The organism is Micromonospora chalcea (assembly GCF_028768405.1).
Taxonomy (GTDB): domain Bacteria; phylum Actinomycetota; class Actinomycetes; order Mycobacteriales; family Micromonosporaceae; genus Micromonospora; species Micromonospora chalcea.
Window position 1 is genome coordinate 3593576 of record NZ_CP118233.1, and the last position, 26196, is coordinate 3619771.

At 72.8% G+C, this 26196-nt stretch carries 21 protein-coding genes; 8 read left to right on the top strand and 13 right to left on the bottom strand.

Annotated features, from left to right (window positions below):
- From PVK74_RS15615 to PVK74_RS15625, 3 genes are all read right to left on the bottom strand, one after another.
- Positions 1-1179, bottom strand: a complete 1179-nt coding sequence (locus tag PVK74_RS15615; protein ID WP_113974636.1) for an arginase family protein — start codon at positions 1177-1179, stop codon at positions 1-3.
- A 58-nt stretch (positions 1180-1237) separates the two neighbouring features.
- The gene (locus PVK74_RS15620) at positions 1238-2155 is read right to left on the bottom strand and encodes a tetratricopeptide repeat protein (RefSeq protein WP_043328779.1); all 918 of its coding nucleotides are present in this window, start codon (positions 2153-2155) and stop codon (positions 1238-1240) included.
- Between the two features lie 179 nt (positions 2156-2334).
- Positions 2335-4023: a coenzyme B12-dependent isobutyryl-CoA mutase large subunit gene (locus tag PVK74_RS15625; RefSeq protein ID WP_043328778.1), complete on the bottom strand. Its 1689-nt coding sequence runs from the start codon at positions 4021-4023 to the stop codon at positions 2335-2337.
- Between the two features lie 319 nt (positions 4024-4342).
- On the opposite strand from PVK74_RS15625, the gene PVK74_RS15630 reads away from it, so the two are divergent.
- On the top strand, positions 4343-4711 hold the full coding sequence (locus PVK74_RS15630) for a hypothetical protein (RefSeq protein ID WP_043328777.1): 369 nt from the start codon (positions 4343-4345) through the stop codon (positions 4709-4711).
- Between the two features lie 3 nt (positions 4712-4714).
- Here PVK74_RS15630 and PVK74_RS15635 read toward each other — a convergent pair whose 3' ends face one another.
- Positions 4715-6358 carry a PucR family transcriptional regulator gene (locus PVK74_RS15635; protein ID WP_166457022.1) on the bottom strand — a complete coding sequence of 548 codons (1644 nt, stop codon included), beginning with the start codon at positions 6356-6358 and terminating at the stop codon, positions 4715-4717.
- Between the two features lie 106 nt (positions 6359-6464).
- Between PVK74_RS15635 and PVK74_RS15640 the strand changes: the two genes are divergently transcribed.
- The 5 genes from PVK74_RS15640 to PVK74_RS15660 all read left to right on the top strand — a co-directional run bounded on the left by PVK74_RS15640 (position 6465) and on the right by PVK74_RS15660 (position 12893).
- Positions 6465-7997: a CoA-acylating methylmalonate-semialdehyde dehydrogenase gene (locus tag PVK74_RS15640; RefSeq protein WP_104114896.1), complete on the top strand. Its 1533-nt coding sequence runs from the start codon at positions 6465-6467 to the stop codon at positions 7995-7997.
- A gap of 20 nt (positions 7998-8017) precedes the next feature.
- Positions 8018-9349: an aspartate aminotransferase family protein gene (locus PVK74_RS15645; RefSeq protein ID WP_069087255.1), complete on the top strand. Its 1332-nt coding sequence runs from the start codon at positions 8018-8020 to the stop codon at positions 9347-9349.
- 116 nt (positions 9350-9465) lie between these two features.
- A complete protein-coding gene (locus tag PVK74_RS15650; RefSeq protein WP_274476681.1) occupies positions 9466-10596 on the top strand; it encodes a thiamine pyrophosphate-dependent dehydrogenase E1 component subunit alpha in 1131 nt (376 codons plus the stop codon).
- Between the two features lie 27 nt (positions 10597-10623).
- Positions 10624-11598, top strand: a complete 975-nt coding sequence (locus PVK74_RS15655) for an alpha-ketoacid dehydrogenase subunit beta (RefSeq protein ID WP_043328770.1) — start codon at positions 10624-10626, stop codon at positions 11596-11598.
- 14 nt (positions 11599-11612) lie between these two features.
- A complete protein-coding gene (locus PVK74_RS15660) occupies positions 11613-12893 on the top strand; it encodes a dihydrolipoamide acetyltransferase family protein (protein ID WP_274476682.1) in 1281 nt (426 codons plus the stop codon).
- A 75-nt stretch (positions 12894-12968) separates the two neighbouring features.
- Here PVK74_RS15660 and PVK74_RS15665 read toward each other — a convergent pair whose 3' ends face one another.
- Genes PVK74_RS15665 through pdxR form a run of 9 tightly spaced genes read right to left on the bottom strand, consistent with a single transcriptional unit; the run spans position 12969 to position 23903 of the window.
- A complete protein-coding gene (locus PVK74_RS15665) occupies positions 12969-15269 on the bottom strand; it encodes an arylsulfatase (protein WP_043328766.1) in 2301 nt (766 codons plus the stop codon).
- 8 nt (positions 15270-15277) lie between these two features.
- Positions 15278-16033: an SDR family NAD(P)-dependent oxidoreductase gene (locus PVK74_RS15670; RefSeq protein ID WP_043328763.1), complete on the bottom strand. Its 756-nt coding sequence runs from the start codon at positions 16031-16033 to the stop codon at positions 15278-15280.
- Entirely contained in the window at positions 16030-16854 is an 825-nt protein-coding gene (locus PVK74_RS15675; protein ID WP_030503861.1) for an ATP-binding cassette domain-containing protein, read from the bottom strand. Before PVK74_RS15675 ends, PVK74_RS15670 begins: the two co-directional genes overlap by 4 nt.
- Positions 16851-17837 (bottom strand): ABC transporter ATP-binding protein, encoded by a 987-nt coding sequence (locus PVK74_RS15680; protein WP_223201327.1) that lies wholly within the window; start codon positions 17835-17837, stop codon positions 16851-16853. The genes PVK74_RS15675 and PVK74_RS15680 overlap by 4 nt, the downstream gene beginning before the upstream one ends.
- A gap of 5 nt (positions 17838-17842) precedes the next feature.
- Positions 17843-18727: an ABC transporter permease gene (locus PVK74_RS15685; RefSeq protein ID WP_043328759.1), complete on the bottom strand. Its 885-nt coding sequence runs from the start codon at positions 18725-18727 to the stop codon at positions 17843-17845.
- Positions 18724-19668: an ABC transporter permease gene (locus PVK74_RS15690; RefSeq protein WP_069087252.1), complete on the bottom strand. Its 945-nt coding sequence runs from the start codon at positions 19666-19668 to the stop codon at positions 18724-18726. Before PVK74_RS15690 ends, PVK74_RS15685 begins: the two co-directional genes overlap by 4 nt.
- Positions 19669-19690: 22 nt before the next feature.
- Positions 19691-21133 (bottom strand): aldehyde dehydrogenase family protein, encoded by a 1443-nt coding sequence (locus PVK74_RS15695; RefSeq protein ID WP_043328755.1) that lies wholly within the window; start codon positions 21131-21133, stop codon positions 19691-19693.
- A complete protein-coding gene (locus PVK74_RS15700; RefSeq protein ID WP_043328753.1) occupies positions 21130-22365 on the bottom strand; it encodes a M20 family metallopeptidase in 1236 nt (411 codons plus the stop codon). Before PVK74_RS15700 ends, PVK74_RS15695 begins: the two co-directional genes overlap by 4 nt.
- An 11-nt stretch (positions 22366-22376) precedes the next feature.
- Positions 22377-23903: a MocR-like pyridoxine biosynthesis transcription factor PdxR gene (pdxR, locus tag PVK74_RS15705; RefSeq protein WP_030503866.1), complete on the bottom strand. Its 1527-nt coding sequence runs from the start codon at positions 23901-23903 to the stop codon at positions 22377-22379.
- A 185-nt stretch (positions 23904-24088) separates the two neighbouring features.
- Between pdxR and PVK74_RS15710 the strand changes: the two genes are divergently transcribed.
- Both PVK74_RS15710 and PVK74_RS15715 read left to right on the top strand, forming a co-directional pair.
- Positions 24089-25177 carry a 3-isopropylmalate dehydrogenase gene (locus PVK74_RS15710; protein ID WP_043328752.1) on the top strand — a complete coding sequence of 363 codons (1089 nt, stop codon included), beginning with the start codon at positions 24089-24091 and terminating at the stop codon, positions 25175-25177.
- Between the two features lie 7 nt (positions 25178-25184).
- A complete protein-coding gene (locus PVK74_RS15715) occupies positions 25185-26141 on the top strand; it encodes a formylglycine-generating enzyme family protein (protein ID WP_104114885.1) in 957 nt (318 codons plus the stop codon).
- Positions 26142-26196: the final 55 nt, after the last annotated feature.

Here is a 26196-nt window from a genome sequence, read left to right on the forward strand (position 1 = left end):
TCAGGCGATGTCGATGCCGGAGCGGGCCGGGTCCGGCTCGTCCCCGGCGGACGCCCGGCGCAGCAGGCCGGGCCCGAGCGGGTCGGTGCCGAGGTCGTCGACGGCGCCGTCGGAGGTCGGGTCGGGGCCGATCGGCTCCACCGCCACCGCCGGGGCCGGCACCGCCGCCGGGGCGGGCAGCGGCTCGGGCTCCGGCCGGCTGTCGGCGGCCCGGGGCGCCGGCGCGGCCGGCCCGGGCGGCAGCAGGCGGGGCGGCACGGCGCCCGGCGCGACGACCGGGGCGAGCCCGGCCACCACCGTGTTCACGATCTCGGCCGCGTACGCCCCGTCCGGGTCGTAGTCGGGGTCGAAGACGGTCAGCTCGACGCCGAGGCAGTGCGGGGTGTCGACCAGCCCGGCCAGCAGGATCTCCAGCTCGGCGAAGGCGATGCCACCGGGGTCGGGCGCGTCCACGGCGGGCATCACCGCCGGGTCGAGCACGTCGACGTCGATGTGCACCCAGTAGCCGGCGCAGTCGACGAGTTGCTCGTGCGCCCACTGGGCGGTCCGGGCCGCGCCCTCGGCGCGCAGCGCCGGCACCGGCCGGGTGGTGATGCCGGCGGCCTGCAGGTCGAGGCGGTACTCGTCCTGCGCGCGGATGCCGAGCACCACCACGTCGATGTCCCGGAAGTAGGGCCGCCGCCCCTCGATGGCCGCCAGGTCGGGCTGCCCCCGCCCGGTGACCAGCGCCAGGTCCTCCCCGGCGGCCGCGCCGACGTAGGAGGCGTTGCCGGGGTGCCGGAAGTCGGAGTGGCCGTCGACGAAGACCAGGCCGATCCGCCCGCCGACCGCCTCGCCGAGGCGGTGCATGGCCAGCCCGGAGCCGAGCAGCACCGAGCAGTCCCCGCCGAGCACCAGCGGGAACTCGCCCCGGTCGATGATCGCGCCGATCCGGTCGGCGAGCGCCAGCGAGTACGCGGAGATCTCCGGCGCGTGGCAGACGCCGTCGCCGGGTCGCCAGTCCCCCGGGTCGTACCGGGGCGGGGTCAGGCAGCCGGCGTCTCGGGCCCGCAGCCGGGCGAGCAGGCCGTGGTCGCGCAGCGCGCCCGGCGCCTTGGCGCATCCGGGCACGGAGCTGGCGGTGGGTGGGCGCAGCCCGAGGTTCGTCGGCGCGTCGAGGACGGCGATCCGGCGCATCATGGGCTCCCGTCCTCGGTGGTCGGGCGGGCCGGCGGTGCGCCGGCCCGCGCGGGTTGACTCAGAACAGCGCGCTGGCCAGGGCGCGTCGGGCGGAGGCCACGGCGGGGTCGTCCGGGCCGGCGATGGTGAACAGGCCGAGCAGGTGCTGGCGTACCCGGTCCCGGTCGTCCCCGGCGGTGCGCCGGACCAGGCCGACGAGCCGCTGGTACGCCTGGTCGGCGAGGCCGCTGAGCACCTCGATGTCGGCGGCCAGCAGTTGGGCGTCCACGTCGTCGGGGGCGGCGGCCGCGGCGTCCAGCGCGCCCTGCGGGTCGGCGCCGGCGACCCGGCGGGCCAGCCCGACCTGCGCCAGGCCCGCCTCCGCCGCCGCGTCGGCCGGGGACTCGGCGAGGATCTTCCGGTACGCCGCCTCGGCCGCGTCGAGGTCACCGCTCATCAGCGCGTCGTCGGCGGCGTCGAGGCGCGGGTCCTCCGGTTCGGCGACGGTGACGCCACCGGCCTTGAGCACGGCCTGGAGCCACTGTCGCAACTGCGACTCGGGCACCGGGCCCGGGAAGGCGTCGATCGGGCGGCCACCGACGATGGCGTACGTGGTGGGCAGCGCCTGGAGCTGGAACATCTGCGCGAGCCGCGGCTGCTGCTGCACGTCGACCCGGGCCAGCAGCCACGCTCCGCCGCCCTCGGCGGCCAGCTTCTCCAGCACCGGGGCGAACTGGTCGCTCTCCGGGTAACCGGCGGCGCCGAAGAAGACCACTACCGGTGTGGTGAGCGAGCGTTCGAGCACCTCGGACTGGATGTTCGCCTCGGTCACGTCGATCACGGCGGCGGAGCCGGCGGGGCTGCCCGGCAGCCCGGCGGGCGTGCCGCCCGGAGACGGTGTGGCGGTGGAGGTGTCGGCAGGTGCGGGGGTGCGCAGCGCGCTGAGGTCGACCGCGCCGCGGGTGAAGATCGACGAGGTGATCCGTGGGTCGCTCATGGTTGTCTAGTCTCGCACGTACGCGACGGATCTCCGACCAGCCGCGACGGCGACAGTCACCACTCTCCCCCAGCTCAGCCCGCCCGTAAGGAAGGGCCCCTTGTTAACGCCTGCGGTAGAGGAAGGGCCCCTTGTTAACAGCAGCTGTTAACAAGGGGCCCTTCCTTACAAAGCGGCGGTCAGAAGCGGGCGGGCTCGCGGTAGACGCCCCACTCGGTGCGGAGGGCGTCGCAGATCTCGCCGAGGGTGGCCTCGGCGCGGACCGCGTCGAGCATGGCGGGGATCATGTTCTCGCCGCTGCGGGCCACCTCGACCATCCGCGCCACGGCGGCGGTGACGGCGGCGTCGTCGCGGGCCGACTTGCGCTCGGCCAGCACCCGGCGCTGCTCCAGCTCCACCTCGTGCGAGATGCGCAGGATCTCCAGGTCCTTGGCGACGGTGCCGGTGTGGCAGTTGACGCCGACGATCTTCTTGTCGCCCTTCTCCAGCGCCTGCTGGTAGGCGAACGCCGACTCGGCGATGTGCCCGGTGAACCAGCCGTCCTCGATGCCGCGCAGGATGCCGGAGGTCATCGGGCCGATGGCGTGCGGGCCCTCGCCGCCGAGCTGCTTGATCCGGGCGAAGATCTCCTCCGCCTCGGCCTCGATCCGGTCGGTGAGCGCCTCGACGTACCAGGCGCCGCCGAGCGGGTCGGCCACATTGGTCACCCCGGTCTCCTCCATCAGCACCTGCTGGGTACGCAGGGCGATCTCGGCCGACTCGTCGGTGGGCAGGGCGAGCGTCTCGTCGAGGGCGTTGGTGTGCAGCGAGTTGGTGCCGCCGAGCACCGCGGCCAGGGCCTCCACGGCGGTCCGTACCACGTTGTTGACCGGCTGCTGCGCGGTGAGCGACACTCCGGCGGTCTGCGTGTGGAACCGCAGCCACTGCGCCTTCTCGCTGGTGGCGCCGTACACGTCGCGCAGCCAGCGGGCCCAGATCCGGCGGGCGGCGCGGAACTTGGCGATCTCCTCGAAGAAGTCCACGTGGGAGTCGAAGAAGAAGCTCAGGCCGGGGGCGAACGTGTTCACGTCGAGCCCGCGCGACAGACCCAGCTCGACGTACCCGAACCCGTCGGCCAGCGTGTACGCCAGCTCCTGCGCGGCGGTCGAGCCGGCCTCGCGGATGTGGTAGCCGGAGACGGACAGCGGCTTGTACCGGGGGATCTCCCGGGCGCAGTACTCCATCAGGTCGCCGATGAGGCGCAGGTGCGGCTCGGGGTCGAACAGCCACTCCTTCTGCGCGATGTACTCCTTGAAGATGTCCGTCTGGAGCGTTCCGTCCAGTGTGGACAGATTGGCGCCCTGCCGTTCGGCGGCGACCAGGTACATGCAGAAGACCGGCACGGCCGGACCGGAGATGGTCATCGAGGTGGTCACGCCGGCCAGGTCGATGCCGTCGAACAGCACCTCCATGTCGGCGGCCGAGTCGACGGCGACACCGCAGTGGCCGACCTCGCCGAGCGACTGCGGGTCGTCGGAGTCGCGTCCCATCAGCGTCGGCATGTCGAAGGCGACGGAGAGCCCGCCGCCACCGGCGCCGAGGATCATCTTGTACCGCTCGTTGGTCTGCCGGGCGTTGCCGAAACCGGCGAACTGCCGGATGGTCCAGGTCCGCCCGCGGTAGCCGGTCGGGTACAGACCCCTGGTGTACGGGAACTCGCCCGGCCAGCCGATCCGGTCGAAGCCCGGGTACGCCGCGCCCTCCGGCGGGCCGTACACCGGTTCGACGCTCATGCCGGACAGCGTGGTGAAGTCCGCGTCGCGCTTGCGGGCGGCGTCGTAGCGGGCCTGCCAGCGGGCCCGACCGGCGGCGATCTCGTCAGCGTCCATGCGCGGAGCTCCTTCTCAAGTCGTCGTCCCAAGCCCGAGTGTAGAGCGAGATCCTGAACGATCCTTAAGTGCATGCGTACCGGCCGGTAACTCGCAGGCGCCCGGCGCGAAGCCCCACCACGATCGTCGATCCGCAGGTCAGAGCGCTGTCTCACGTGCCGGACGGCTTGCCGCCGGAGCCTCCCCGGCGGCCCGGAGACGTGCCACACTCCCCGCCGTGGGCATGCACATCGCGATCGGGCCGATTACCTAGGCGGCGTACGCCTTCGCGTGCGTCGCCGGCCAAGCCACCCTGTCGGCTCGACACTGTGAGGCTCCCGTGACCACGTTCCCGTTTCCCCCCGACACCGTCGATCGCCAGCTTCCCGGCCCGGCCGTCCGGCCGCACGACGACTCCCCCGCCGGCGCGTGCACGATGGTGGTGCACCTCGGCCCCGGGCACTCCACCACCGGCCTGCTCAAGGTGCTGTCCGTCCTGCACTCACGCCGGGTCGCGGTGACGCACGTCCAGTACGTGCAGTGCCCGGACCGGTCGGCGGTGATGATCGTGGAGTGCTCCCCCGCCACGGCGTCGCTGGAGACGGTACGCAAGAGCGTCGCGAGGGCGATCCCGGTCGTCAGCGTCAGCGTGCACACCTCGCCCACCCGCGACGGTGTGCGGCGCCCCCGGGCCCGTCGAGGCAGGTGACAGTCAGCCCGCGGCACCGGAGATGCCGCCGCCGCGCATGACGTCGCGGGCGGTGAGCGCCACGTGCAGCGACAGGCGCCGCTCGCTCGAATCCAGGTCGACGCCGAGCACCCGCTCGATCAACTGCAACCGCTGGTACAGCGCGGACCGGGACAGCGACATCTCCTCCGCCGCACGCCGCTTGTTGCGCCCCTCGACCAGGTACGCCTCCAGCAGCGCCACGTGGTTCGTGCCGTGCCGCTCGTCGTAGGAGAGCAGCGGGCCCAATTCGCGCTCGACGAACGTCTGCAGACGCACGTCGTCGCGCAGCAGGTACAGCAGGCCCCGGAGGCGGACGTCGAGGAGCCGGTAGAAGGGCCGGGGCTCGGCGGTGTGCGCCGTGGCGTCGGCCACCTGGGCCGCCTCGATCAGCGAGCGCCGCGCCAGGTCCAGCGACCCGACCACTGATCCGGCGGCGACCACGACGTCCGACCCGGCCCGCAGGCCCGCCCGGGTGAGCGCGGTGGACAGGCCGAGCAACGCGGCCTCGTCGGACTCGGCGTCGGTGAGGGCGACGAGCACGGTGACCTCCGCACCACCGAGCCCGTCGACGTCCCCGGCCAGCGCCGCCAGCCCGCAGTCGCGCACCGCCGTCTCCACCGCGTCCAGCAGTTCCCGGCGGCGCGCGTTCATCTCGGCGCCGGGCCCCGGGCCCGGCCGGCGCCGGCGGACCACCACCCCGAGCAGCCGCCGCTGTTCCAGCGGCACACCGAGTCCGCGCGCCCGCAGCGCCACGTCCCGGGTCGGCGCGGAGTGGTTGACGATGCTCCACAGCAGGCTGCTGCGCGCCTGCCGTTCGACAGACGAGTCGTCCCGGGCGACGAGCTGGTTCAGCGCGATGGTGGACGCGGCGCGCTCCAGCAGGACGCTCGTCCGGGCCGGCGGCTCCTGGTCGCACAGCAGCACCAGCCGCCCCCACCTGTTGCCCCGCGCCTCCACGCCGGTCACCAGCCAGCCCGAACGCGGCTCGTAGCCGGTGCCGGACGGGACCTCGACCGCGCGTGAGCGGGTCTCCCAGCGGTCGAGCAGCTCCTCGGCCGACAGCGGGCCGGTCTCGTACGCCAGCACCTGGTGGGAGAGGTTCTCCAGCACCACGGGACGCCGGGACAGACGGGTGACCTCGCGGAGCACCTGCCGGGGCTCCGCGCCCTCCACCGACAGCTCGGTGAAGATCCGGTGGATCTCGTCCTTCGCGAGCAGCTCGGCGGTCTGCTCCTCCACGATCACCGAGTGGACCACCTCGGTCACCGCCACGAACCGCATCTCCCGCTGGAGCGCGACGAGCGGCAGGTTCCGGCTGCGGGCCTGCTCGACGAGCGCGGCCGGCAGCGTCCCGCCGAACCGGCGGCCCAGCTCGACCACGACCCCGGCCGCGCCGACCGCCGCCAGGCCGTCGATCCACCGGCGCAGCCCGTCGTCGTCCGGCGGCAGGCCGATACCGGTGGTCAGCACCAGCTCCCCGCCGCGGAGCAGGTCGGCGATCTCCGGGATCTCGGCCACGTGCACCCAGCGCACCGGAGCGTCCAGGCGGTCCCGCCCGGCCATGACACGCGGCCCGGCCTGCTGCAACGCCGGCAGTTCGAGCACGTCGCGAACCGTCATCGGCATCAGACCGTCTCCCTCCTCGCTCCGGCGCACAGTATGTGTGCTTCTCCCGGGCGGGAACGACACAGTGCCCATTGCCCGGGCCTGGGGAAGCGCAGATGATCCGGGCATGACCCAGACAGCACCCGGCACCGTGCCCGCTCCCGTCCCGCTGGAGCGGGTGACCCACTGGATCGACGGCAAGGCGTTCGCCGGCGTCACCGAGCGTACGGCCCCAGTCTACGATCCGGCGCTGGGCACGGTCCGGACGGAGGTGCCGCTGGCCTCCGTCGACGAGGTGGACCAGGCGGTCGCCTCCGCCGCCGCCGCGTTCGCCTCCTGGCGGAACTCGTCGCTGACCAAGCGCACCCAGGTGCTGTTCGCGTTCCGGGAGCTGGTGAACCAGCACAAGCAGGAACTGGCCGAGCTGATCACGGCCGAGCACGGCAAGGTCGTCTCGGACGCCCTGGGCGAGGTCACCCGCGGCCTGGAGGTCGTGGAGTTCGCCTGCGGCATCCCGCACCTGCTCAAGGGCGGCTACTCCGAGGGCGTGTCCACGAACGTGGACGTCTACTCCATCCGGCAGCCGGTCGGCGTCTGCGCCGTCATCTCCCCGTTCAACTTCCCGGTGATGGTCCCGATGTGGTTCGTGCCGATCGCCATCGCGGCCGGCAACGCCGTCGTGCTCAAGCCCAGCGAGAAGGACCCGTCCGCGTCGCTGCTCGTCGCCCGGCTCTGGGAGCAGGCCGGCCTGCCCGCCGGCGTGTTCAACGTGGTGCACGGCGACAAGGTCGCTGTCGACCGGCTGCTGGAGCACCCCGAGGTCAAGGCCGTGTCGTTCGTCGGCTCCACCCCGATCGCCCGGTACGTGTACGAGACCGGCACCCGCAACGGCAAGCGCGTACAGGCCCTCGGCGGCGCGAAGAACCACATGGTGGTGCTGCCGGACGCCGACCTCGACCTGGCCGCCGACGCGGCGGTCAACGCCGGGTTCGGCTCGGCCGGCGAGCGGTGCATGGCGATCTCCGCCCTGGTGGTCGTCGAGCCCGTCGCCGACGACCTGGTGGCGCGCATCCGCGAGCGCATCGCCGGCCTGAAGATCGGTGACGGCCGCCGCTCCTGCGACATGGGGCCGCTGGTCACCCGGGAGCACCGCGACCGGGTCGCGTCGTACCTGGACGCGGGCGTCGAGGCCGGCGCCGAACTGGTGGTGGACGGGCGGAAGGTGCAGGTCGACGGCGACGAGTCCGGGTTCTGGCTCGGGCCGAGCCTGCTGGACCGGGTCTCGCCGGAGATGAGCGTGTACACCGACGAGATCTTCGGGCCGGTGCTGTCCGTGGTGCGGGTCGGCAGCTACGACGAGGCGCTCAAGCTGGTGAACTCCAACCCCTACGGCAACGGGACCGCCATCTTCACCAACGACGGCGGCGCGGCCCGCCGGTACCAGAACGAGGTCGAGGTCGGCATGGTCGGCGTCAACGTGCCGATCCCGGTGCCGATGGCCTACTACTCGTTCGGCGGCTGGAAGGACAGCCTCTTCGGCGACTCCCACGCCCACGGCGCCGAGGGCGTGCACTTCTTCACCCGCGGCAAGGTCGTCACCTCCCGCTGGCTCGACCCCAGCCACGGCGGAATCAACCTCGGCTTCCCCGAGAACGTCTGAGCAGCGGGAGAGACGCGACAATGAGCACCAGCGCACGCCGCACCTACGAACTCGACCGCGCCCACGTCTTCCACTCCTGGTCGGCCCAGGCCCTGCTCGACCCGATGGTCGTCGAGCGCGCCGAGGGCTCGTACTTCTGGGACGGCGACGGGAACCGCTACCTGGACTTCTCCTCCCAACTCGTCAACACCAACATCGGCCACCAGCACCCGGCGGTGGTGGCGGCGATCCAGGAGCAGGCCGCCAAGCTGTGCACCATCGCGCCGTCGTACGCCAACGACGCCCGCAGCGAGGCGGCCCGGCTGATCGCCGAGCGGACCCCGGCGGGCCTGGAGAAGGTGTTCTTCACAAACGGCGGCGCGGACGCGATCGAGCACGCCGTCCGGATGGCCCGGCTGCACACCGGCCGGCCGAAGGTGCTGTCCCAGTACCGCAGCTACCACGGCGGCACCCAGACCGCGGTGAACCTGACCGGCGACCCGCGTCGCTGGCCCAGCGACAACGGCACCGCCGGGGTCGTGCACTTCTTCGGCCCGTTCCTGTACCGGTCGGAGTTCGGCGCCACGACCGAGGAGGAGGAGAGCCGGCTCGCGCTGCGCCACCTCGAACGCGTCGTGGAGATGGAGGGCCCGTCCACCATCGCCGCGATCGTGCTGGAGACCGTGCCGGGCACCGCCGGCATCATGCCGCCGCCGCCGGGCTTCCTGGCCGGCGTACGCGAGCTGTGCAACAGGCACGGCATCCTCTACATCGCCGACGAGGTGATGGCGGGGTTCGGGCGTACCGGCGCCTGGTTCGCCATCGACCACTACGGCGTGACGCCCGACCTGATCACCTTCGCCAAGGGCGTGAACTCCGGTTACGTGCCGCTCGGCGGTGTGGTGATCGCCGACCACGTCGCCGACACGTTCGCCACCCGCCCCTACCCCGGCGGGCTGACCTACTCCGGCCACCCGCTGGCCACCGCCGCCGCCGTCGCGACCATCAACGCGATGCGCGACGAGGGCATCGTCGAGAACGCCGCCCGGATCGGCGCGGACGTGCTCGGCCCGGGGCTGCGCGAGATCGCCGAGCGGCACCCGAGCGTCGGGGACGTACGCGGGCTCGGCGTCTTCTGGGCGCTGGAACTGGTCCGCGACCGCGAGACCCGGGAGCCGCTGGCGCCGTACGGGGCCTCGTCGCCGGAGATGAACGACGTGCTGGCCGAGTGCAAGCGGGGCGGCCTGGTCGTGTTCGCCAACTTCAACCGGATCCACGTGGTGCCGCCCTGCACCGTGTCGGAGACGGAGGCCAAGGCGGGACTGGCGGTCCTCGACGAGGCGCTGACACTCGCCGACCGGCACACGGTCTAGACGTACGCCCATCACCGCCCGCCGGGTCCACCCCGGCGGGCGGTCCCATATCCGAGATCCGCGAGACGGCCGGCGACCCCGGTGACGCGGAGACCGACGCACCCAGAAGGTGACGAATGACTACCGTAGATCTCGCCGACTCACCGGTCACCAACCCCTTCACCGGCACCACCGACCTTCCGCGCGCCGCCGAGGGCTGGACCCAGCTCGTCACCCCGGACGGACGCCTGCACCCGGACGTGGACGTCGACCGAGACGCCCTCGGCCACCTCACCCGCGACCTGTACCGGGGGATGCGGCTGGCCCGCCGCCTCGACGACGAGGCGTTCGCGTTGCAGCGACAGGGCGAGCTGGGCCTGTGGCTGCAGTGCCGCGGCCAGGAGGCCGCACAGGTCGGCTCCGTCGCGGCGGTACGCGCCGACGACTACGTCTTCCCGAGCTACCGCGAGCACGCGGCGGCGCTGTGGCGCGGCATCGGCCCGGCCGACCTGCTCCGGCAGTGGCGCGGCGTCGCGCACAGCGGCTGGGACCCGGAGCCGTACTCGTTCCACATCTACACGCTGGTGCTGGCCGCGCAGCTGCTGCACGCCACCGGGTACGCGCTCGGCGTGCAGCGCGACGGCAGCGACACGGTGGTAGTGACGTACTTCGGTGACGGCGCGGCCAGTGAGGGCGACGCGAGCGAGGCAATGAACATCGCCGCCGTGAACGCCGCCCCGATGGTGTTCTTCTGCCAGAACAACCAGTGGGCCATCTCCACGCCGACCGCGTCGCAGACGCGTACCCCGATCCACCGGCGCGGCGCCGGGTTCGGCCTGCGCAGCGAGTGGGTCGACGGCAACGACGTGCTGGCGGTGTACGCGGTGACGTCGGCGGTGACCGAGCACGCCCGCGCCGGCGCCGGCCCCGCGATCGTCGAGGCCACCACGTACCGGATGGGCGGGCACAGCACGTCCGACGACCCGACCCGGTACCGCACCGACGACGAGTTGGAAGCCTGGCGGGCGCGGGACCCGCTGGCCCGGGTCGAGGCGCTGATGCGCGCCGAGGGCTGGAGCGACGAGACGTTCCTCGGCCAGATCCAGGCCGAGGCGGACGAACTCGCCGACCGGACCCGCCGGGAGTGCCTGGCCCTGACGGCCCCGGACCTCGCGGACGCCTTCGCCACGGTGCTGTCCGACGTGCCCCAGCTTCTGCGGGAGGAGCGCGACGCGTTCGTCGCCTACCGCGGCTCCTTCCTCGACTGACGTCCGCCCCGATCGGAGAACTCGTTCATGCTCACTCTCTGTCAGGCACTGAACAGCGGCCTGCGCCGCGCCATGGAGGACGACGACAAGGTCCTCCTGATGGGCGAGGACGTCGGCCGGCTCGGCGGCGTCTTCCGGGTCACCGACGGTCTGCAGAAGGACTTCGGCGAGGCCCGGGTGGTGGACACCACCCTCGCCGAGTCCGGGATCATCGGCACCGCCATCGGGCTGGCGCTGCGCGGGTACCGCCCGGTCTGCGAGATCCAGTTCGACGGCTTCGTCTACCCCGCGTTCAACCAGATCGTCTCCCAGCTCGCCAAGATGCGGGCCCGCACCGGCGGCCGTACCGCCCTGCCGGTGGTGGTGCGCATCCCGGTCGGCGGCGGCATCGGCGCGGTGGAGCACCACAGCGAGTCGAACGAGGCGTACTTCGCGCACACCGCCGGGCTGCGGGTCGTCTACTGCGCCAGCCCGGACGACGCGCACTGGATGATCCGCCAGGCCGTCGCCGGTGACGACCCGGTGATCTTCTACGAGCCGAAGCGCCGCTACTGGGTCAAGGGCGAGGTGACACCGGAGGACGCGGGGCCGCCGATGCCGCTTCACCGCGCCCGCGTCGTGCGCCCCGGCGCCGACGTCACGCTGCTGACGTACGGCGGCACCGTCGCCACCTGCGTCGCCGCCGCCGAGGCCGCGGCGCAGGAGGGCCGCGACATCGAGGTGATCGACCTGCGGTCCATCTCCCCGCTGGACGTGGCGACCATCGAGGAGTCGGTCCGCCGTACCGGGCGGGCGGTGGTGGTCCACGAGGCCCCCACGTTCGCCGGGTTCGGCGCCGAGGTCGTCGCGCAGGTGACGAGCCGGTGCTTCTACTCGCTGGAGGCGCCGGTCGAGCGGGTCGGCGGGTTCAACCTGCCGTACCCGCCGGCCAAGGTCGAGGAGGAGTACCTGCCCGACCTGGACCGGATCCTCGACGCCGTCGACCGCGTCCTGGCCGCGTGAAGGGAGAGGTACCAGTGAGCGTTCAGCAGTTCCGCCTGCCCGACGTCGGCGAGGGCCTCACGGAGGCCGAGATCGTCACCTGGCGGGTCGCTCCGGGCGATCCGGTCGGCCTCAACGACATCCTGGTGGACATCGAGACGGCAAAGGCCGTCGTCGAGCTGCCCAGCCCGTACGCCGGGGTGGTGGACCGCCTGCTCGCCGAGGAGGGGCAGACCGTCGAGGTCGGCTCGCCGATCATCGCGATCCGGACCGGCGGTGACGCGGACGCCGCGCCGGATGCCGCATCGCCGCCCGCCGAGGAGCCCGCCGAGGAGCCCGCCGAGGAACGTACCGCGGTGCTCGTGGGCTACGGGGTGTCCGCCCAGGCGCGGACCCGCCGGCCCCGCCGCGCCACGCCGTCGGTCCGCCCGGCCGAGCCGGCCCGCCGGCCGCACACGTCCCGGCCGCCGGTGCTCACCAAGCCGCCGCTGCGCAAGCTCGCGAAGGACCTCGGCGTGGAACTGGCCGACGTGCGCGGCAGCGGCCCCGGCGGCCGGATCACGCGCCAGGACCTGCTCGACCACACCACCGGCCCCGCGCCGGTGGCCGAGCACCGCAGCGACGAGCGCCTGCCCGTACGCGGGGTGCGCAAGGCGACGGCCGCCGCCATGGTCGCCAGCGCGTTCACCGCGCCGCACGTCACGGAGTTCCTCACCGTCGACATGACCGGCACCGTCGAGTTCGTGGACCGGCTGAAGCAGGACCCGTCCTTCCAGGGCATCAAGGTCAGCCCGCTGCTCGTGGCGTCGCTGGCGCTGCTGGACGCGATCCGCCGGCACCCGGACGTCAACGCCCGGTGGGACGAGGAGAACCAGGAGATCGTCCGGTTCGCCGACGTCAACCTCGGCATCGCCGCCGCGACGCCGCGCGGCCTGCTGGTGCCGAACGTCAAGGCCGCGCAGACCCTTCCGGTACGGGACCTCGCGGTCGCGCTGAACGAGCTGGCGGGCACCGCGCGGGAGGGCCGCACCCGTCCCGCCGACCTGGCCGGCGGCACCGTCACCATCACCAACATCGGGGTGTTCGGGGTGGACGCGGGCACCCCGATCCTCAACCCCGGTGAGGCGGCGATCCTCTGCCTCGGCGCGCTGCGCCGCATGCCGTGGGTCGTCGACGAGCAGGTCGTTCCCCGGTGGACGGTGCAGTTGTCGCTGTCGTTCGACCACCGGCTCGTGGACGGGGAGCTGGGCAGCCGGGTGCTCGCCCACGTCGGGCGGTTCCTGGAGGACCCGCTGTGGGGCCTGGCCCTGCGCTGAGGCCCCCGCAGACAGACGGCGCGTGGACGGACAACGAGGTCCGTCCACGCGCCGTCGCCGTACGCGCCGCGCGCGTCAGTCCACGACCTCGAACCCGACGCCGGCCGACGGCCGTGGCGCGACGTCGTCCGCCGCCGCGATGGGCTCGCCGACCTCCTCGGACGCGGCCAGCCGGAACCGCACGTACTCCAGCTCGCCGGAGAACTCGTGCCGGGCCGGGTAGCTCGGCGACACCGGCGAGTGGATGCTGCGCCCGATGTCCATGCCCGCGAACCCGTGGAAGAACGGCAGCAAGCGCGGGAACAGCGCCGCGCCCGCCGCCTCGCCGTCCACGTACAGCCGGCCGACGCCCTGGCAGTCGGCGGTCTTGGTCAGCTCGAAGGTCAGCTCCACCGGGCCCAGCGGCAGCTCGCCCTCGGACCGCAGCACGTGGTGCTCGCCGAGGTAGTTGTACTCGTACACCAGGCGGTTGTCCTTGATGTGCAGCACGTAGCCGCCGCTGACGTTGCCGAGCGCCACGATCACGCCGCCCTGCGCCGCGTCGGTGCGGCGCAGCCGCGCGGTGATGGCGTGCGAGCGGTTCATCGTCGGCGGCACCGCCGCGCCGGACACAGTCGGTACGCCCGCCAGGTAGGTGAAGACAAGCCGGTCCCGCACCGACCCGGGGCGTGGCACCCGGGCCCGGACCGCGAATCCCCTGTCGTCCAGCGGCAGCACGTCGTAGCGGGCCGCCTCGATCCAGAACTCCTCGATGAGACGCCGCAGCACCTCCGGGTACTCGGCGGCGAGGTCCCGGCTCTCGGTCGGGTCCTCGTCGATCCGGTACAGCTCCCAGCGGTCCTCGTCCCACGAGGTGCCGCGCTCGTGGAACGCGACAGCCTTCCAGCCCTGGTGGTAGATGCCACGGTGGCCGAACATCTCGAAGTACTGGCGGTCCCGCGACGGCGGCGCCGCCGGGTCGCGCAGCCCGTCGCGGAAGCTGCGGCCGTGCAGCGGCATCTGCGGTACGCCCCGGCGCACCGCGGGCGGCTGCACCCCGACCAGGTCGAGCACCGTCGCGGTGACGTCGATGCTGTGCTGGAACTGCGTGCGCACCTGCCCGCCGGGCACGTCACCGGCCGGCCAGCTCAGCACGAACGGCACCCGGACCCCGCCCTCGTGGGTGTGCTGCTTGTAGCGGCGGAACGGGGTGTTGCTGACCTGCGCCCAGCCCAGCGGGTAGTTGCTCTGCGCCCGCGGGCCGCCGATCTCGTCGATCCGGTCCAGGCTGTCCTGGAGATTCTCCGGCACCCGGTTCTGGAAGGCGGTGGGGTTGAGCGTGCCGAGCGGCGTGCCCTCGGGGCTGGCCCCGTTGTCCGACATGACCACGAAGATCGTGTTGTCGAGGCGGCCGATCCGCTCCAGGAAGTCGACCAGGCGCCCGAGCTGGGCGTCGGTGTGGTCGACCATCGCCGCGTACGCCTCCTGCATGCGGGCGAACAGGCGGCGCTGCTCCGGCGGCACGTCGTCCCACGGCACGACGCCGGGGTTGTGCGGTGGCAGCGGCGCGTCCGGCGGGATGATGCCCAGCCCGATCTGCCGCCGGTGCCGGTCCGCGCGGACGACGTCCCAGCCGGCGTCGTAGCGGCCCCGGTACTTCGCCAGGTACTCCGGCGGGGCCTGGTGCGGGGCGTGCGCCGCGGCGTACGCCAGATAGAGGAAGAACGGCTTCTCCGGGGTGAACGACGTCTGGTCCCGGACGAACCCGATGGCCCGGTCGGTCAGGTCCTCGGTGAGGTGGTAACCCTCCTCCGGGGTGGCCGGCGGGTCCACCTGGTGGTTGTCGTGGACCAGCTCCGGATAGAAGTTGTCGGTCTCCGCCTCCAGGAAGCCGTAGTACCGCTCGAAGCCGCGCCCCAGCGGCCACTGGTCGTACGGCCCGGACGGCGTGGTGTGCTCCAGCGGCGCGACGTGCCACTTGCCGACCGCCATGGTGTTGAACCCGGCGTCGGCGAGCATCTCCGCGACGGTGGCGGCGGCGTGGGTGATCCGCCCCCGGCCGCTGGGGAAGCCGCTGTCGAAGTTGGACAGCATGCGCATGCCGACGCTGTGGTGGTTGCGGCCGGTGAGCACGCTGGCCCGGGTCGGCGAGCACAGCGGCGAGGTGTGGAAGTTGGTGTACCGCAGCCCGGACGCGGCCAGCCGGTCGATCGTCGGGGTGTCGATCTCGGCGCCGAAGCAGCCGAAGTCGGCGAACCCGACGTCGTCCAGCAGCACGTACACCACGTTCGGGGTGCCCGGGGCGGCCGACGGCGGCGCGCTCCAGTGCTCCGTCGAGTCGTGGTAGGTGCGTCCGATCGTGCCCTCGTACGGAGGGTCCGCCAGCGAACTGGTCACGGTACGCCTCAGCCGGCCGTCGTGCCGCCGTCGAGGACGAGCGTGTGGCCCGTGACCATCCGCGCCTCCTCGCTGGCGAGGAACACCACCGCGTCGGCGGAGTCCCGTGGCGTCGCCATGCGGCCCAGCGGGATCGACGCGCGGAAGTTCTCCCTGGCGCTGTCCGGCACGTCGCCCATGCCACCGAGGAACGCCGACAACATCGGCGTCTCGGTCGCCGCCGGGGCGATCGCGTTGACCCGGATGCCGTGCGGCGCGAGTTCCAGCGCCAGCGCCTTCATCAGGCCGATGACGCCGTGCTTGGCGGCGGTGTACGGCGCGTACCGGGGGCGGGCGATGACGGCCTGCAGGGACGCGGTGAACACGATCGCGCCGCCGCCGGCCTCGATCAGCGCGGGCACGGCCGCCTGCGCGGTCCAGAACGCGCCCTTGAGGTTGACGTCGATCACGCGGTCCAGCGTCGCCTGGTCCACCTCGTCGACCGGTCCGGTGAACGGCGTACCGGCGTTCGCGTGCATGAGGTCGAGCCGCCCGAACCGCTCGACGGCGGTCTCGACGGCGGCGCGGCAGTCCTGCGCCCGGGTGACGTCGCAGGCCACGCCGACGACGGCGGACCCGAAGCCGGCGGCCGCCTCGGCGGCGCGGTCGCCGTCGAGGTCGGCGATGACGACGCGCGCGCCCTCCTCGACCAGCCGGCCGACGGTGGCCAGTCCGATGCCGCTGGCGCCTCCGGTGACGACGGCGACGCGGTCAACCAACCTCATGTGCTGCTCCTGTTGAATCGGTCCAGGAGGTCGCCGCTCAGGGTGGGCACCGCGGACAGCAGCCTCTGGGTGTAGGGGTGCTGAGGGTCGGAGTAGATCGATTCGGTGTCACCCGTCTCGACGATCCGGCCCTGGTTCATCACCGCGATCCGGTCGCAGAGGTACCGGACCACGGACAGGTCGTGGGAGACCAGGATCAGGGTCAGCTTGAACTGCTCGGCCAGGTCGGTGAGCAGGTTGAGGATCTGCGCGCGCACCGACACGTCGAGCGCGCTGACCGGCTCGTCCCCGACGATGACCTTGGGCCCGGCCGCGAGGGCGCGGGCGATCGCGATGCGCTGCCGCTGACCGCCGGAGAACTGGTGCGGGTAGCGGGTCACCGCCTCCTCGGGCAGGCCGACGGAGTGCATCAGCTCGGCCACCCGGGCCCGGTGGTCGCCGGGCAGGCGCAGCGCGCGCATCGGCTCCGCGATGATGTCCGCGACGCGCATCCGCGGGTTCAGCGACGACATCGGGTCCTGGAGCACCATCTGCACGTCGCGCCGCAGGAACGCGAGCTTCCGCTCCGGTACGCCGCTGATGCGCTGGCCGTTGTAGAACGCGGTGCCCGACGTCGGCTGGTCGAGGGCCATGAGGATGCGCGACAGCGTCGACTTGCCGGAGCCGCTCTCCCCCACGATGCCGAACGCCTCGCCCTCGTGGACCTGCACGCTCACGCCGTCGAGCGCGCGGATCGGCTGGCCCGGCGTACGCAGCGACCGCCGCGGGGCGCGGTACTCGCGCACCACGTCGACGGCTTCCAGCAACGGGGTGGTGGTCATGCGCTGGCCTTCCCGCTTCCTAGGGGCTGGTCGCTCTCGATCGGGTGGTGGCAGGCGGCCCGCTGGGTGCTGCCGGGCGGCGCCGTCAGCAGCGGCACGGTGCCGCAGACGTCGTCGGCGCGCGAGCAGCGGTTGCGGTACACGCAGCCGGTGGGGAACGACCCGAGCGACGGCACGCGGCCCGGGATGGTCGACAGTCGGCCGCTGCCGTCGGTGCTCTCCAGCACCGTCGACGCCCGCAGGCCCGCCGTGTACGGGTGCCGGGGCGAGTCGAAGACGGTCGCCACGTCGCCGTGCTCGACGATCGAGCCGCCGTACATGACGAGCAGTTCCTCGCAGATGCTGGCGACCACCGGCAGGTCGTGCGTGATGAGCAGCAGCGACGCGCCCTCCTCGCGCACCAGCGTGTCCATCAGCCGCAGCATCTCCGCCTGCACCGTGACGTCCAGCGCGGTGGTGGGCTCGTCCGCGACCAGCACGGCCGGGTCGCACGCCAGCGCGATGGCCAGCACGACCCGCTGGCGCTGACCGCCGGAGAGCTGGTGCGGGTACTTGCGCGCGGTCCGGTCGGGCTCGGGCAGCTGGACCCGTTCGAGCAGTTCGACGGCGCGGGCGGAGGCCGCCGCGCGGCTCATCCCCTTGTGCAGCCGCAGCGACTCGGCGACCTGGTTGCCGACCCGCATCAGCGGGTTCAGCGCCGTCATCGGCTCCTGGAACACCATGGCGATGTCGTTGCCACGGACCGCGCACATCTGCTTGTCGGACAGGTCGAGCAGGTTCCGCCCGTTGAGCAGCACCCGGCCGGACGCCGTCACACCGTGCGGCAGCAGGCCCATCAGCGCGAGCGCGGTCAGGGACTTGCCGCAGCCGGACTCGCCGATGAGCCCCATCCGCCGGCCCCGCCCGATCTCGAACGAGACGCCCTTGACGGCCTGGATGTCGTGGACCTTGACGACGAGGTCCTCCACCACGAGCCCGCTCACGCCGGTCACCGTCCTCTCAGCCGCGGGTCGAGGGCGTCGCGCAGCCCGTCGCCCATGAGGTTGAACCCGAGCACCGACAGGGCGATGGCCAGACCGGGCCAGACGGCCAGCATCGGCTGCACGACGAAGTAGTTCTGGGCCTCCTGGAGCATCCGGCCCCAGGTGGGGGTCGGCGGCGGGGTGCCGTACCCGAGGTAGGACAGCGCCGCCTCGGCGAGCACCGCGTGCGCGAACGACACCGACGCCTGCACGATCAGCAGGGCCGCGATGTTGGGCAGCACGTACCGGACCATGAGCACCACGCCCCGGCGGCCGTAGCTGCGCGCGGCCAGCACGAAGTCGCTCTGCAGCACCTGCATCGCGCCGGCCCGGGTGAGGCGGCCGAACACCGGGACGTTGGCGACGCCGATCGCGATCATGCCGGTGAGCGTGGACGCGCCGAAGCCTGCCGCCAGGATGATCGCCAGCAGGATGGCCGGGAACGCGAACACGATGTCCAGCGCCCGCATCACCGGCTCGCTGAGCCAGCGGTGCCCGGTGGCGGCGAGCAGACCCAGCGGTACGCCGACGACGGCCGCGATCGCCACCGCGACGACGCCGACGAACAGTGTGGTCCGCGCGCCGACGAGGAGCTGGCTGACGATGTCCCGGCCGAAGTGGTCGGTGCCGAGCCAGTGGTCGCCGCCCGGGGAGAGCAGCGTCTGCGACGGGTCGACCCGGGTGGGGTCGTACGGCGTCCAGAGGAACGACACCAGCGCGGTGAGGACGACCAGGCCCACCAGGCCGGCGCCGATCACCAGCGTGAGGTTCCAGCGGCGGCGCGGCTTGACCGGGCCGGCCGCGACGACGTCGGCGGTGGCGTCCGGTGGGGCGTCGGCGACTGATGTCATGCCTTGCTCCTCAGCCTGGGGTCGACCGCGTGGTACACCACGTCGACGACGAAGTTGATCAGAAGCACCGCGGCGGTCAGCACCATCACCGTGCCCTGCACCTTCAGCAGGTCGCGGTTGCCCACGTCCTGCAGCAGCATCCGACCGAGACCGGGCAGGCCGAAGACGTTCTCGATCACGACGGTGCCGATGAGCAGCGTCGCGAGTTGCAGACCGAGGACGGTGATGACCGGAATGGCCGCGTTGCGCAGCGCGTGCCGGGTCAGCGCCTGCGAGCGGCTGAGCCCCTTGGCCCGCGCGGTCTGGATGAAGTCCTCCTGCATGACCTCGACCACCGCGGACCGGACGTAGCGCATCAGGATCGCGCCCTGGGCCACGCCGAGGACCAGCGCCGGCATCAGCAGGGCCCGCACGGCGCCGCCGAAGTCGTCCCATCCGGTGAACCCGCCGGCGGGCAGCCACTGCAGCTTCACCGCGAACACGGTGATGAGCAGGATGCCGAGCCAGAACGACGGAACGGCGATGCCGACCTGGCTCAGCGCGGACAGCGCCGTGCCGATCGCGGTCCGGCTCTTCACCGCGGCGAGGATGCCCAGCGGTACGGCGATGAGCAGCGCCAGCGTCATCCCGGCCAGGATCAGCGGCACCGTCACGCCGAGCTTGTCGCCGATCTCCGAGCCGACCGACACCCCGCTCAGCGGCGAGATGCCGAAGTCACCGCGGATCAGGCCGCCGGCCCAGTCGAGGTACCGCTCGGTGAAGGGGCGGTTCGTCCCGAACTGCTCCCGCAGCGCCTCCAGCGCCTCCGGCGTGGCGTTCACGCCGAGCATCGCCTGCGCCTGGTCGCCCGGCAGCAGCGACAGCATCGTGAAGACGAGGATCGACGCGGCGAACAGGGATACCGCGAGGATGGCCAGCCGCCGGACGAAGTAGATCACCATGCCTGTGTGCTCCCACTCCGAATCATGGCCTGATCATCACCATCTTGGTCACGGTCAGCTCCTCCATGGCGAAGCGCGGTCCCTCCCGGCCGATGCCGGAGTCCTTGACGCCGCCGTACGGCATGTTGTCGGCGCGGAAGCCGGGCACCTCGTTGACGAGCACGCCACCGACGTCGAGGCGGCGCACCACGTCGAGGGCCACCGCCAGGTCGCGGGTGAAGACGGCGGCCTGGAGCCCGTAGCGGGACCGGTTGACCAGCTCGACTGCCGCGTCCATGTCCGGCACCGACCGGACGCAGACCACCGGCCCGAAGATCTCCTCCGCCCAGCACTCGGCGCCCTCGGGGACGTCGACGAGCACCGTCGGCTGCAGCACCCGGCCCTGCGCCGTACCGCCGGCCAGGCAGCGCGCCCCGGCGGCGACCGCGCGGTCCACCCACGAGTGGACCCGCTCGGTGGACGCCTCGTCCACCAGGGCGGACACGCGGGTGTCGGCGGACCGGGGATCACCTGTGGTGACGTTCGCCAGCAGCGGCCGGAGGCGGTCCAGCAGCGCCTCGCGGACCGGCTCCTCGACGATCACCCGCTGCACGCTGATGCACGCCTGGCCGGAGGCGTAGAACCCGCCGCGTACGACCGCTTCCGCAGCCCGGTCGAGGTCGGCGTCGCGGCCGACGACGAGCGCCGCGTTGGACCCGAGTTCCAGCAGCACCTTGCGCGGGGCCGCGGCGCGGGCGATCTGGTGGCCGACCTGCGCGGACCCGGTGAACGACACGGCGGCGACGCGCGGGTGGGTGGTCAGGAGCTTGCCGACCTCGACACCGCCGGTGACGAGCTGGACGCCGGCGGCCGGGCAGCCCGCCCGGCGGAACAGGTCGATCAGCACCAGCGTGGCCAGCGGCGTGTTCGGCGCCGGCTTGACGATCACCGGGCAGCCCGCCGCCACCGACGGCGCGACCTTGTGGGCGGCCAGCAGCAGCGGGTAGTTGAACCCGGTGATGCCGACGACGACGCCGACCGGTCGGCGTACCCAGAAGCCGAGCATGCCCTCGCCGGCCGGCTGCATGTCCAGTGCCACCGTCTCGCCGGTGAGGTGCCCGACCTCCTCGGCCGCCGTCTCCAGCGTGACGAGCGTGCGGGCGACCTCGACCCGGCAGTCGACAAGCGGCTTGCCGGTCTCCAGGACCAGCAGTTCGGCGAGGTCGTCGGCGCGGGCGCGGACCTCGGCGGCGACTGTCGTGAGGATGGCGCGCCGCCGGTGACCGGGCAGGCCGGCCATCTCCGCGGCGACCTCGTGCGCGGCGTCGACAGCCGCTTCCGCGTCGGCGGTGTCACCCCAGGGCGCCTGGGTCACGGTGCTGCCGTCGTACGGGAAACGGACCGGCGCGGTCTGCGCGGTGGTGGCCCAGCCCGCGCCGATCGGCAGGCCGGCGGGCAGCGCGGTCAGCAGCTCCTGCGCGGTCACGACGCCGCACCCGTCGCGGCGCCGGTGAGGAAGGCCAGCGCCGCCTCGGCGTAGACCCTGGTCTTGCGGACGATGTCGTCGACCTCGACGTACTCGTCGGGCTGGTGGGCGATCCACTTCGGGCCGGGGCCGTACACCACGTTCGGGATGCCGCTGTCGCGCCACAGGATGGTGCCGTCGGTCGCGCCGGGCACACCGCCGAAGACCGGCGCCGTACCGGTGACGGCGCTGTGCGCCTGCGCCACCGCCAGGGAGATCGGGTGGTCCTCCGGGGTGACCGCGCACGGCCGGTCGTCGACGACCTCGACGGCGAAGCTGACGCCGTGCCGGGCGCCGATTTCGTCGGCGTCGGAGCGCACGCGCGCGGCGAGCGCGGCGTGGTCGACGCCGGGGACGGTCCGGCAGTCCACGCCGAGCACGGCGCGGCCGGGGATGACGTTGAGCTGGTCGGCGGAGCCGGCGTCCAGGACCGTGGGGGTCAGGAACGTCAAGCCGAGGTGCTCGTGCTCCCCCGGGTCGGCCTGCAGCTCCTTCTGGTACCGGCCGAGCGCGGCCACCAGTTCCGCCACCGCCGGTACGGGGTTGCGGCCGTGCTGCGGCATCGCGCCGTGCGCCATCTTGCCGGTGCAGGTGACCAGCAGGCGGACCGCGCCCTTGGCGACCGCGCAGATCTCCTCCGCCTCCGGCTCGCAGATGATCGCGGCGTCCACCTCGCGGGCCAGCGCGGTGGTGGTGAAGTGCTTCGCGCCGAGCATCTGGCCCTCCTCGTCCACCAGGGCCGCCACCACGATCCGGCCCGGGAACGGTCCGGCCAGCTCGACGGCCCGGGCCGCGTGGATCATCGCGGCGACGCCGGCCTTCATGTCGGCGGAGCCGCGACCGTACAGCCGCCCGTCGACGATGTCGCCGCCGAACGGGTCGACCGTCCACTCCTCGGGAGAACCCTCGGTGACGACGTCGGTGTGCCCCTCGAACATCAGCGTCGGACCGGGCAGGCCGCCCTCCACCACCGCCACCACGTTGGGCCGCCCGGGAACGACCTCGGTGACCTCCGGCCGCCAGCCGAAGCCCCGCATGACCTGCGCGACGAGCTCCGCCACTGGCTGCTCGCTCCGCCCCTGCGCGGCGTCCCAGGTCGAGGGGATGCGGACCAGGTCCTGGGTGAGCGACACGACGGCTTGCTCGTCCACGAGATGGCCGGCGCGGAGGGAGGCATGGGTGTCCGACGTCATGGCGTCGGAGGTTACGAACTCCGACCCCGGAGGGGAACGTCCAGTTTCCGGGTCGGTGGGGGTACCAGCCGTGGCCGGACCTGGTCTTCTACGGCCGCGGCGACCCGCCGGACCCCCTCGTCGATCCGGTCCAGCGGCATCACCTGGTACCCCAGCCGCAAGTGGTGACGCGGGGTGGGGCGGGTGGTCCAGTACGGCTCGCCCGGGTCGAGCAGGACACCCTGGCGGCGCAGGTCGACGGCGAGCTGCCCGGCGTCCAGACCGGGCGGGCCGGTGATCCACCGGGCCAGGCCGCCGCGCGGCACCGGCTGCGGCCCCCAGCGCACGTGGCGCTCGATCGCGCGCGTCATCTCCTCGTACAGCCCCTGGTAGTGGGCGCGGATACGCCGCACGTGGCGGGCGAGGTCCCGGCTGGCGATCATCCGGGCCAGGGCGCGCTGCATCGGTCCGGGCGGGTGGCGCAGCACGTAGCGGGAGCGGGCCCGCATCGCCTCCACCAGCGCCGGGGACGCCACCACGTAACCGAGCCGCAGGCCCGGCGCCAGCAGCTTGCTGAAGCTGCCGAGGTAGACCACGCGGTCCTCGTCGTCCAGCGCCCGCACCGCGACCGCCGGGATGCCCCGGAACGTCATCTCCGGGTCGTAGTCGTCCTCGATCACCACCGCGTCCGCCGCGCCGGCCCGGCGCAGCAGCTCCTCACGCCGGGACGCCGACATCGTCGCGCCGGTCGGGTACTGGTGGCTCGGCGTGACGTACACCAGCTCCGCGCCGTGCAGGTCGGCCGGCAGGTCCTCCACGACGAGGCCGTCCTCGTCCACCCGGCCGGGCACCACGTCGGCGCCCGCCATCTGCATGATCGTCCGCGCGTCGGGGTAGCCCGGGTCCTCCACCAGCACGACGCTGCCCGGCCGGACCAGGACGCTCGCCAGCAGGTGCAGCGCGTGCGTCGAGCCCAGCGTGATCATCACCTGGTTCGGCTCGGCCGAGATGCCACGCGACGGCAGCACGTGCTCACAGAGCTGGCGGACGAGCTGCGGGTCGTCGGCCTGGCCGGCGTCCCCGATCACCCGGGACAGCCCGTCCTGCCGTACCGCCTCGCGCTGCGCCCGCTCCCACGCGCCGGTGGGGAACATGCCGGGATCCGGCTGGCCGACGACGAAGGGGAACGGCGCCCGCGACCACGCCGGGTCCCGGTGTACGGGGGTGGGCGGCGGCTCGGGCAGCCGTGCCTCCCAGTCGATGGGCCGTGTCGCGGAGCGGGAGGTCCGGCGCGCGGCCCGCATCCGGACCACCGCCTCGGAGGAGACGTAGAGGCCGCGCCGGGGAATCGTCGCGATCAGGCCCTGCTCCATGAGCCGGTCGTACGCGGTCAGCACCGTGTTCCGGGAGACGCCCAGCGCCTCGGCCAGACGGCGGGTGCTGGGCAGCGGGCCGTCGTCGTACTGCCCCGCGAGGATCGCGTCCTCAAGCCCCGTGATGATCTGCTCGTAGAGCGGAACCGTGCTCTGCGGGTTGACCGGCAGCAGAAAATCCGCCATCTCGACCTCCCCACCTCTCGCGGGGATCTCGCCTCGTCCCGTCGTCGCACTCCTGCGCACACCATCCGCATCCCGCTGGTACCAGCCTAGCCGGAGACCTGGACCTGTTGCGGAGGGCCCGATCCCGCCACTCTTGGCCGACGATGGCAGGTGAGGGTCTCCTGCACGCGGACAGAGGTGGACTAATGAGCGCCCAGCGAATCGCGCTGGTGCCCGGCGACGGCATCGGACCGGAGGTCACCGCGCAGGCGGTCAAGGCGTGCGACGCCGCCGCCCAGCGGTTCGGGCTGGACCTGGTCTGGGAAGACTACGAACTCGGCGCGGACTACTGGCGGATCACCGGCCAGGTCGTGCCGCCGGACGTGGAGCGGGAACTGGCCAAGGCGGACGCCATTCTCTTCGGCGCCGTCGGCGACCCCTCGGTGCCACCCGGGGTGCTGGAACGCGGCCTGGTCATCCATCTGCGGACCGCTTTCGACCAGTACGTCAACCTGCGGCCGGTCAAGCTGCTACCAGGTGTGCCCTCGCCCATCGGCGGGCTGCGTCCGGAGCAGTGCGACCTGGTGATCCTGCGGGAGAACACCGAGGGCGCCTACGTCGGTGCCGGCGGTTTCATCCACCGGGGCGGGCCGGACGAGATCGCCACCCAGGAGTCGGTCAACACGCGCAAGGGGGTCGAACGCCTCATCCGGCACGGTTTCCGGCTGGCCCTGACCCGCCGCAAGCACGTGACCCTGGTGCACAAGGCGAACATCCTCACGTACGCCGGCGACCTGTGGCAGCGGACCTTCGAGGAGGTCGCGGCGGAGTACCCGGAGATCTCGGTGGAGTACGTGCACGTCGACGCGATGTGCCTCTACCTGGTCACCCAGCCGGAGCGGTTCGACGTCGTGGTCACCGACAACCTGTTCGGCGACATCATCACCGACCTCGGCGCGGCCGTGCAGGGCGGTCTCGGCCTGGCCGCGAGCGGCAACCTCAACCCGACCGGGTCGGCGCCGAGCATGTTCGAGCCGGTGCACGGCTCCGCGCCCGACATCGCGGGCCGGGGCTGGGCCAACCCCGCCGGGTCGATCCTCAGCGCCGCGCTGATGCTGGAGCACCTGGGCCACCCGGAGGCGGCCCGCAGCCTGGAGGACGGGGTGAAGGCGGTGCTGCCGCGCCTGGGCGCGATGCGCGGGCCGGAGATGGGCATGTCGACGGAGGACTTCGGGGACGCCGTCGCCGCCGCCATCAGCGAGGACGCGTACCAGGCGGACGTCCTGCCGGCGTAGCACGGATGTGAGCACCGAATCGGCTGAACCGGACGACGGCGGAGGAAGCCCTCCGCCGTCGCCGTGTTGCGCGCCGAAACGCCCGCCCGCCGCCGCCGGATCGACGGCCGGCCCCAGTGCCGTCCGCGCCGGCCCTGCCGGTACGGACGACCTGATCGCGCTGCCCGGCGGTACCTTCCTCATGGGCACCGACGATCCGGAGGGCTTCCCGGAGGACCTGGAAGGGCCGGTCCGCCCGGTCACCGTGGCCCCGTTCGAGATCGCCGCGACACCGGTGACGAACCGGCAGTTCGCCCGCTTCGTCGAGGCCACCGGCTACCGCACCGACGCGGAACGGTACGGCTGGTCCTTCGTCTTCCACCTGCTGCTCGCCCCGTCCGCGCGCCCGTGGGTGCTCGACGCCACGGTGCCGGGCGCGCCCTGGTGGCTGGCGGTCGAGGGGGCGCGCTGGGCGGCTCCGGACGGGCCCGGCTCGGGCCTGTCCGGACGCGAGCGGCATCCGGTCGTCCACGTCTCCCACCGGGACGCCGAGGCGTACTGCGAGTGGTCGGGGACGCGGCTGGCGGCCGAGGCCGAGTGGGAGTACGCGGCACGCGGCGGGCTGTCCCAGGCCCGCTACGCCTGGGGCGACGAGCTGACCCCGGGCGGGCGGCACCTGTGCAACATCTGGCAGGGCGCCTTTCCCGCTGTCAACACGGCGGACGACGGGTTCGTGGGCACCTCTCCGGTGACCGCGTTTCCGCCGAACGGCTACGGCCTGTACGACGTCGCGGGCAACGTTTGGGAACTCACGGCCGAACCCTGGCGCGACCGCCGAGGACACGTCTCACCAGGTGAGAGCGTCATCAGGGGTGGTTCGTACCTCTGCCACGACTCTTATTGCAACCGTTACCGCGTGGCCGCACGGAGTCGGACCACCGTTGACTCCTCAAGTGGCAACACCGGATTCCGGGTGGCCCGGTAGTCAGACGCCGATTGGTACCTGCCGACCCCGCTGAACTGGCCCTTTTGCATCGGGT

Bases quoted from the DNA above. Each gene is read 5' to 3' on its own strand.
- PVK74_RS15685 (WP_043328759.1), bottom strand. From the start codon at position 18,727: ATGACATCAGTCGCCGACGCCCCACCGGACGCCACCGCCGACGTCGTC.
- PVK74_RS15700 (WP_043328753.1), bottom strand. From the start codon at position 22,365: ATGACGTCGGACACCCATGCCTCCCTCCGCGCCGGCCATCTCGTGGAC.
- PVK74_RS15635 (WP_166457022.1), bottom strand. From the start codon at position 6,358: ATGCCGATGACGGTTCGCGACGTGCTCGAACTGCCGGCGTTGCAGCAG.
- PVK74_RS15670 (WP_043328763.1), bottom strand. From the start codon at position 16,033: ATGAGGTTGGTTGACCGCGTCGCCGTCGTCACCGGAGGCGCCAGCGGC.
- PVK74_RS15620 (WP_043328779.1), bottom strand. From the start codon at position 2,155: ATGAGCGACCCACGGATCACCTCGTCGATCTTCACCCGCGGCGCGGTC.
- PVK74_RS15645 (WP_069087255.1), top strand. From the start codon at position 8,018: ATGAGCACCAGCGCACGCCGCACCTACGAACTCGACCGCGCCCACGTC.
- PVK74_RS15655 (WP_043328770.1), top strand. From the start codon at position 10,624: ATGCTCACTCTCTGTCAGGCACTGAACAGCGGCCTGCGCCGCGCCATG.
- PVK74_RS15615 (WP_113974636.1), bottom strand. From the start codon at position 1,179: ATGATGCGCCGGATCGCCGTCCTCGACGCGCCGACGAACCTCGGGCTG.
- PVK74_RS15625 (WP_043328778.1), bottom strand. From the start codon at position 4,023: ATGGACGCTGACGAGATCGCCGCCGGTCGGGCCCGCTGGCAGGCCCGC.
- PVK74_RS15710 (WP_043328752.1), top strand. From the start codon at position 24,089: ATGAGCGCCCAGCGAATCGCGCTGGTGCCCGGCGACGGCATCGGACCG.
- PVK74_RS15690 (WP_069087252.1), bottom strand. From the start codon at position 19,668: ATGGTGATCTACTTCGTCCGGCGGCTGGCCATCCTCGCGGTATCCCTG.
- PVK74_RS15640 (WP_104114896.1), top strand. From the start codon at position 6,465: ATGACCCAGACAGCACCCGGCACCGTGCCCGCTCCCGTCCCGCTGGAG.
- PVK74_RS15650 (WP_274476681.1), top strand. From the start codon at position 9,466: ATGACTACCGTAGATCTCGCCGACTCACCGGTCACCAACCCCTTCACC.
- pdxR (WP_030503866.1), bottom strand. From the start codon at position 23,903: ATGGCGGATTTTCTGCTGCCGGTCAACCCGCAGAGCACGGTTCCGCTC.
- PVK74_RS15675 (WP_030503861.1), bottom strand. From the start codon at position 16,854: ATGACCACCACCCCGTTGCTGGAAGCCGTCGACGTGGTGCGCGAGTAC.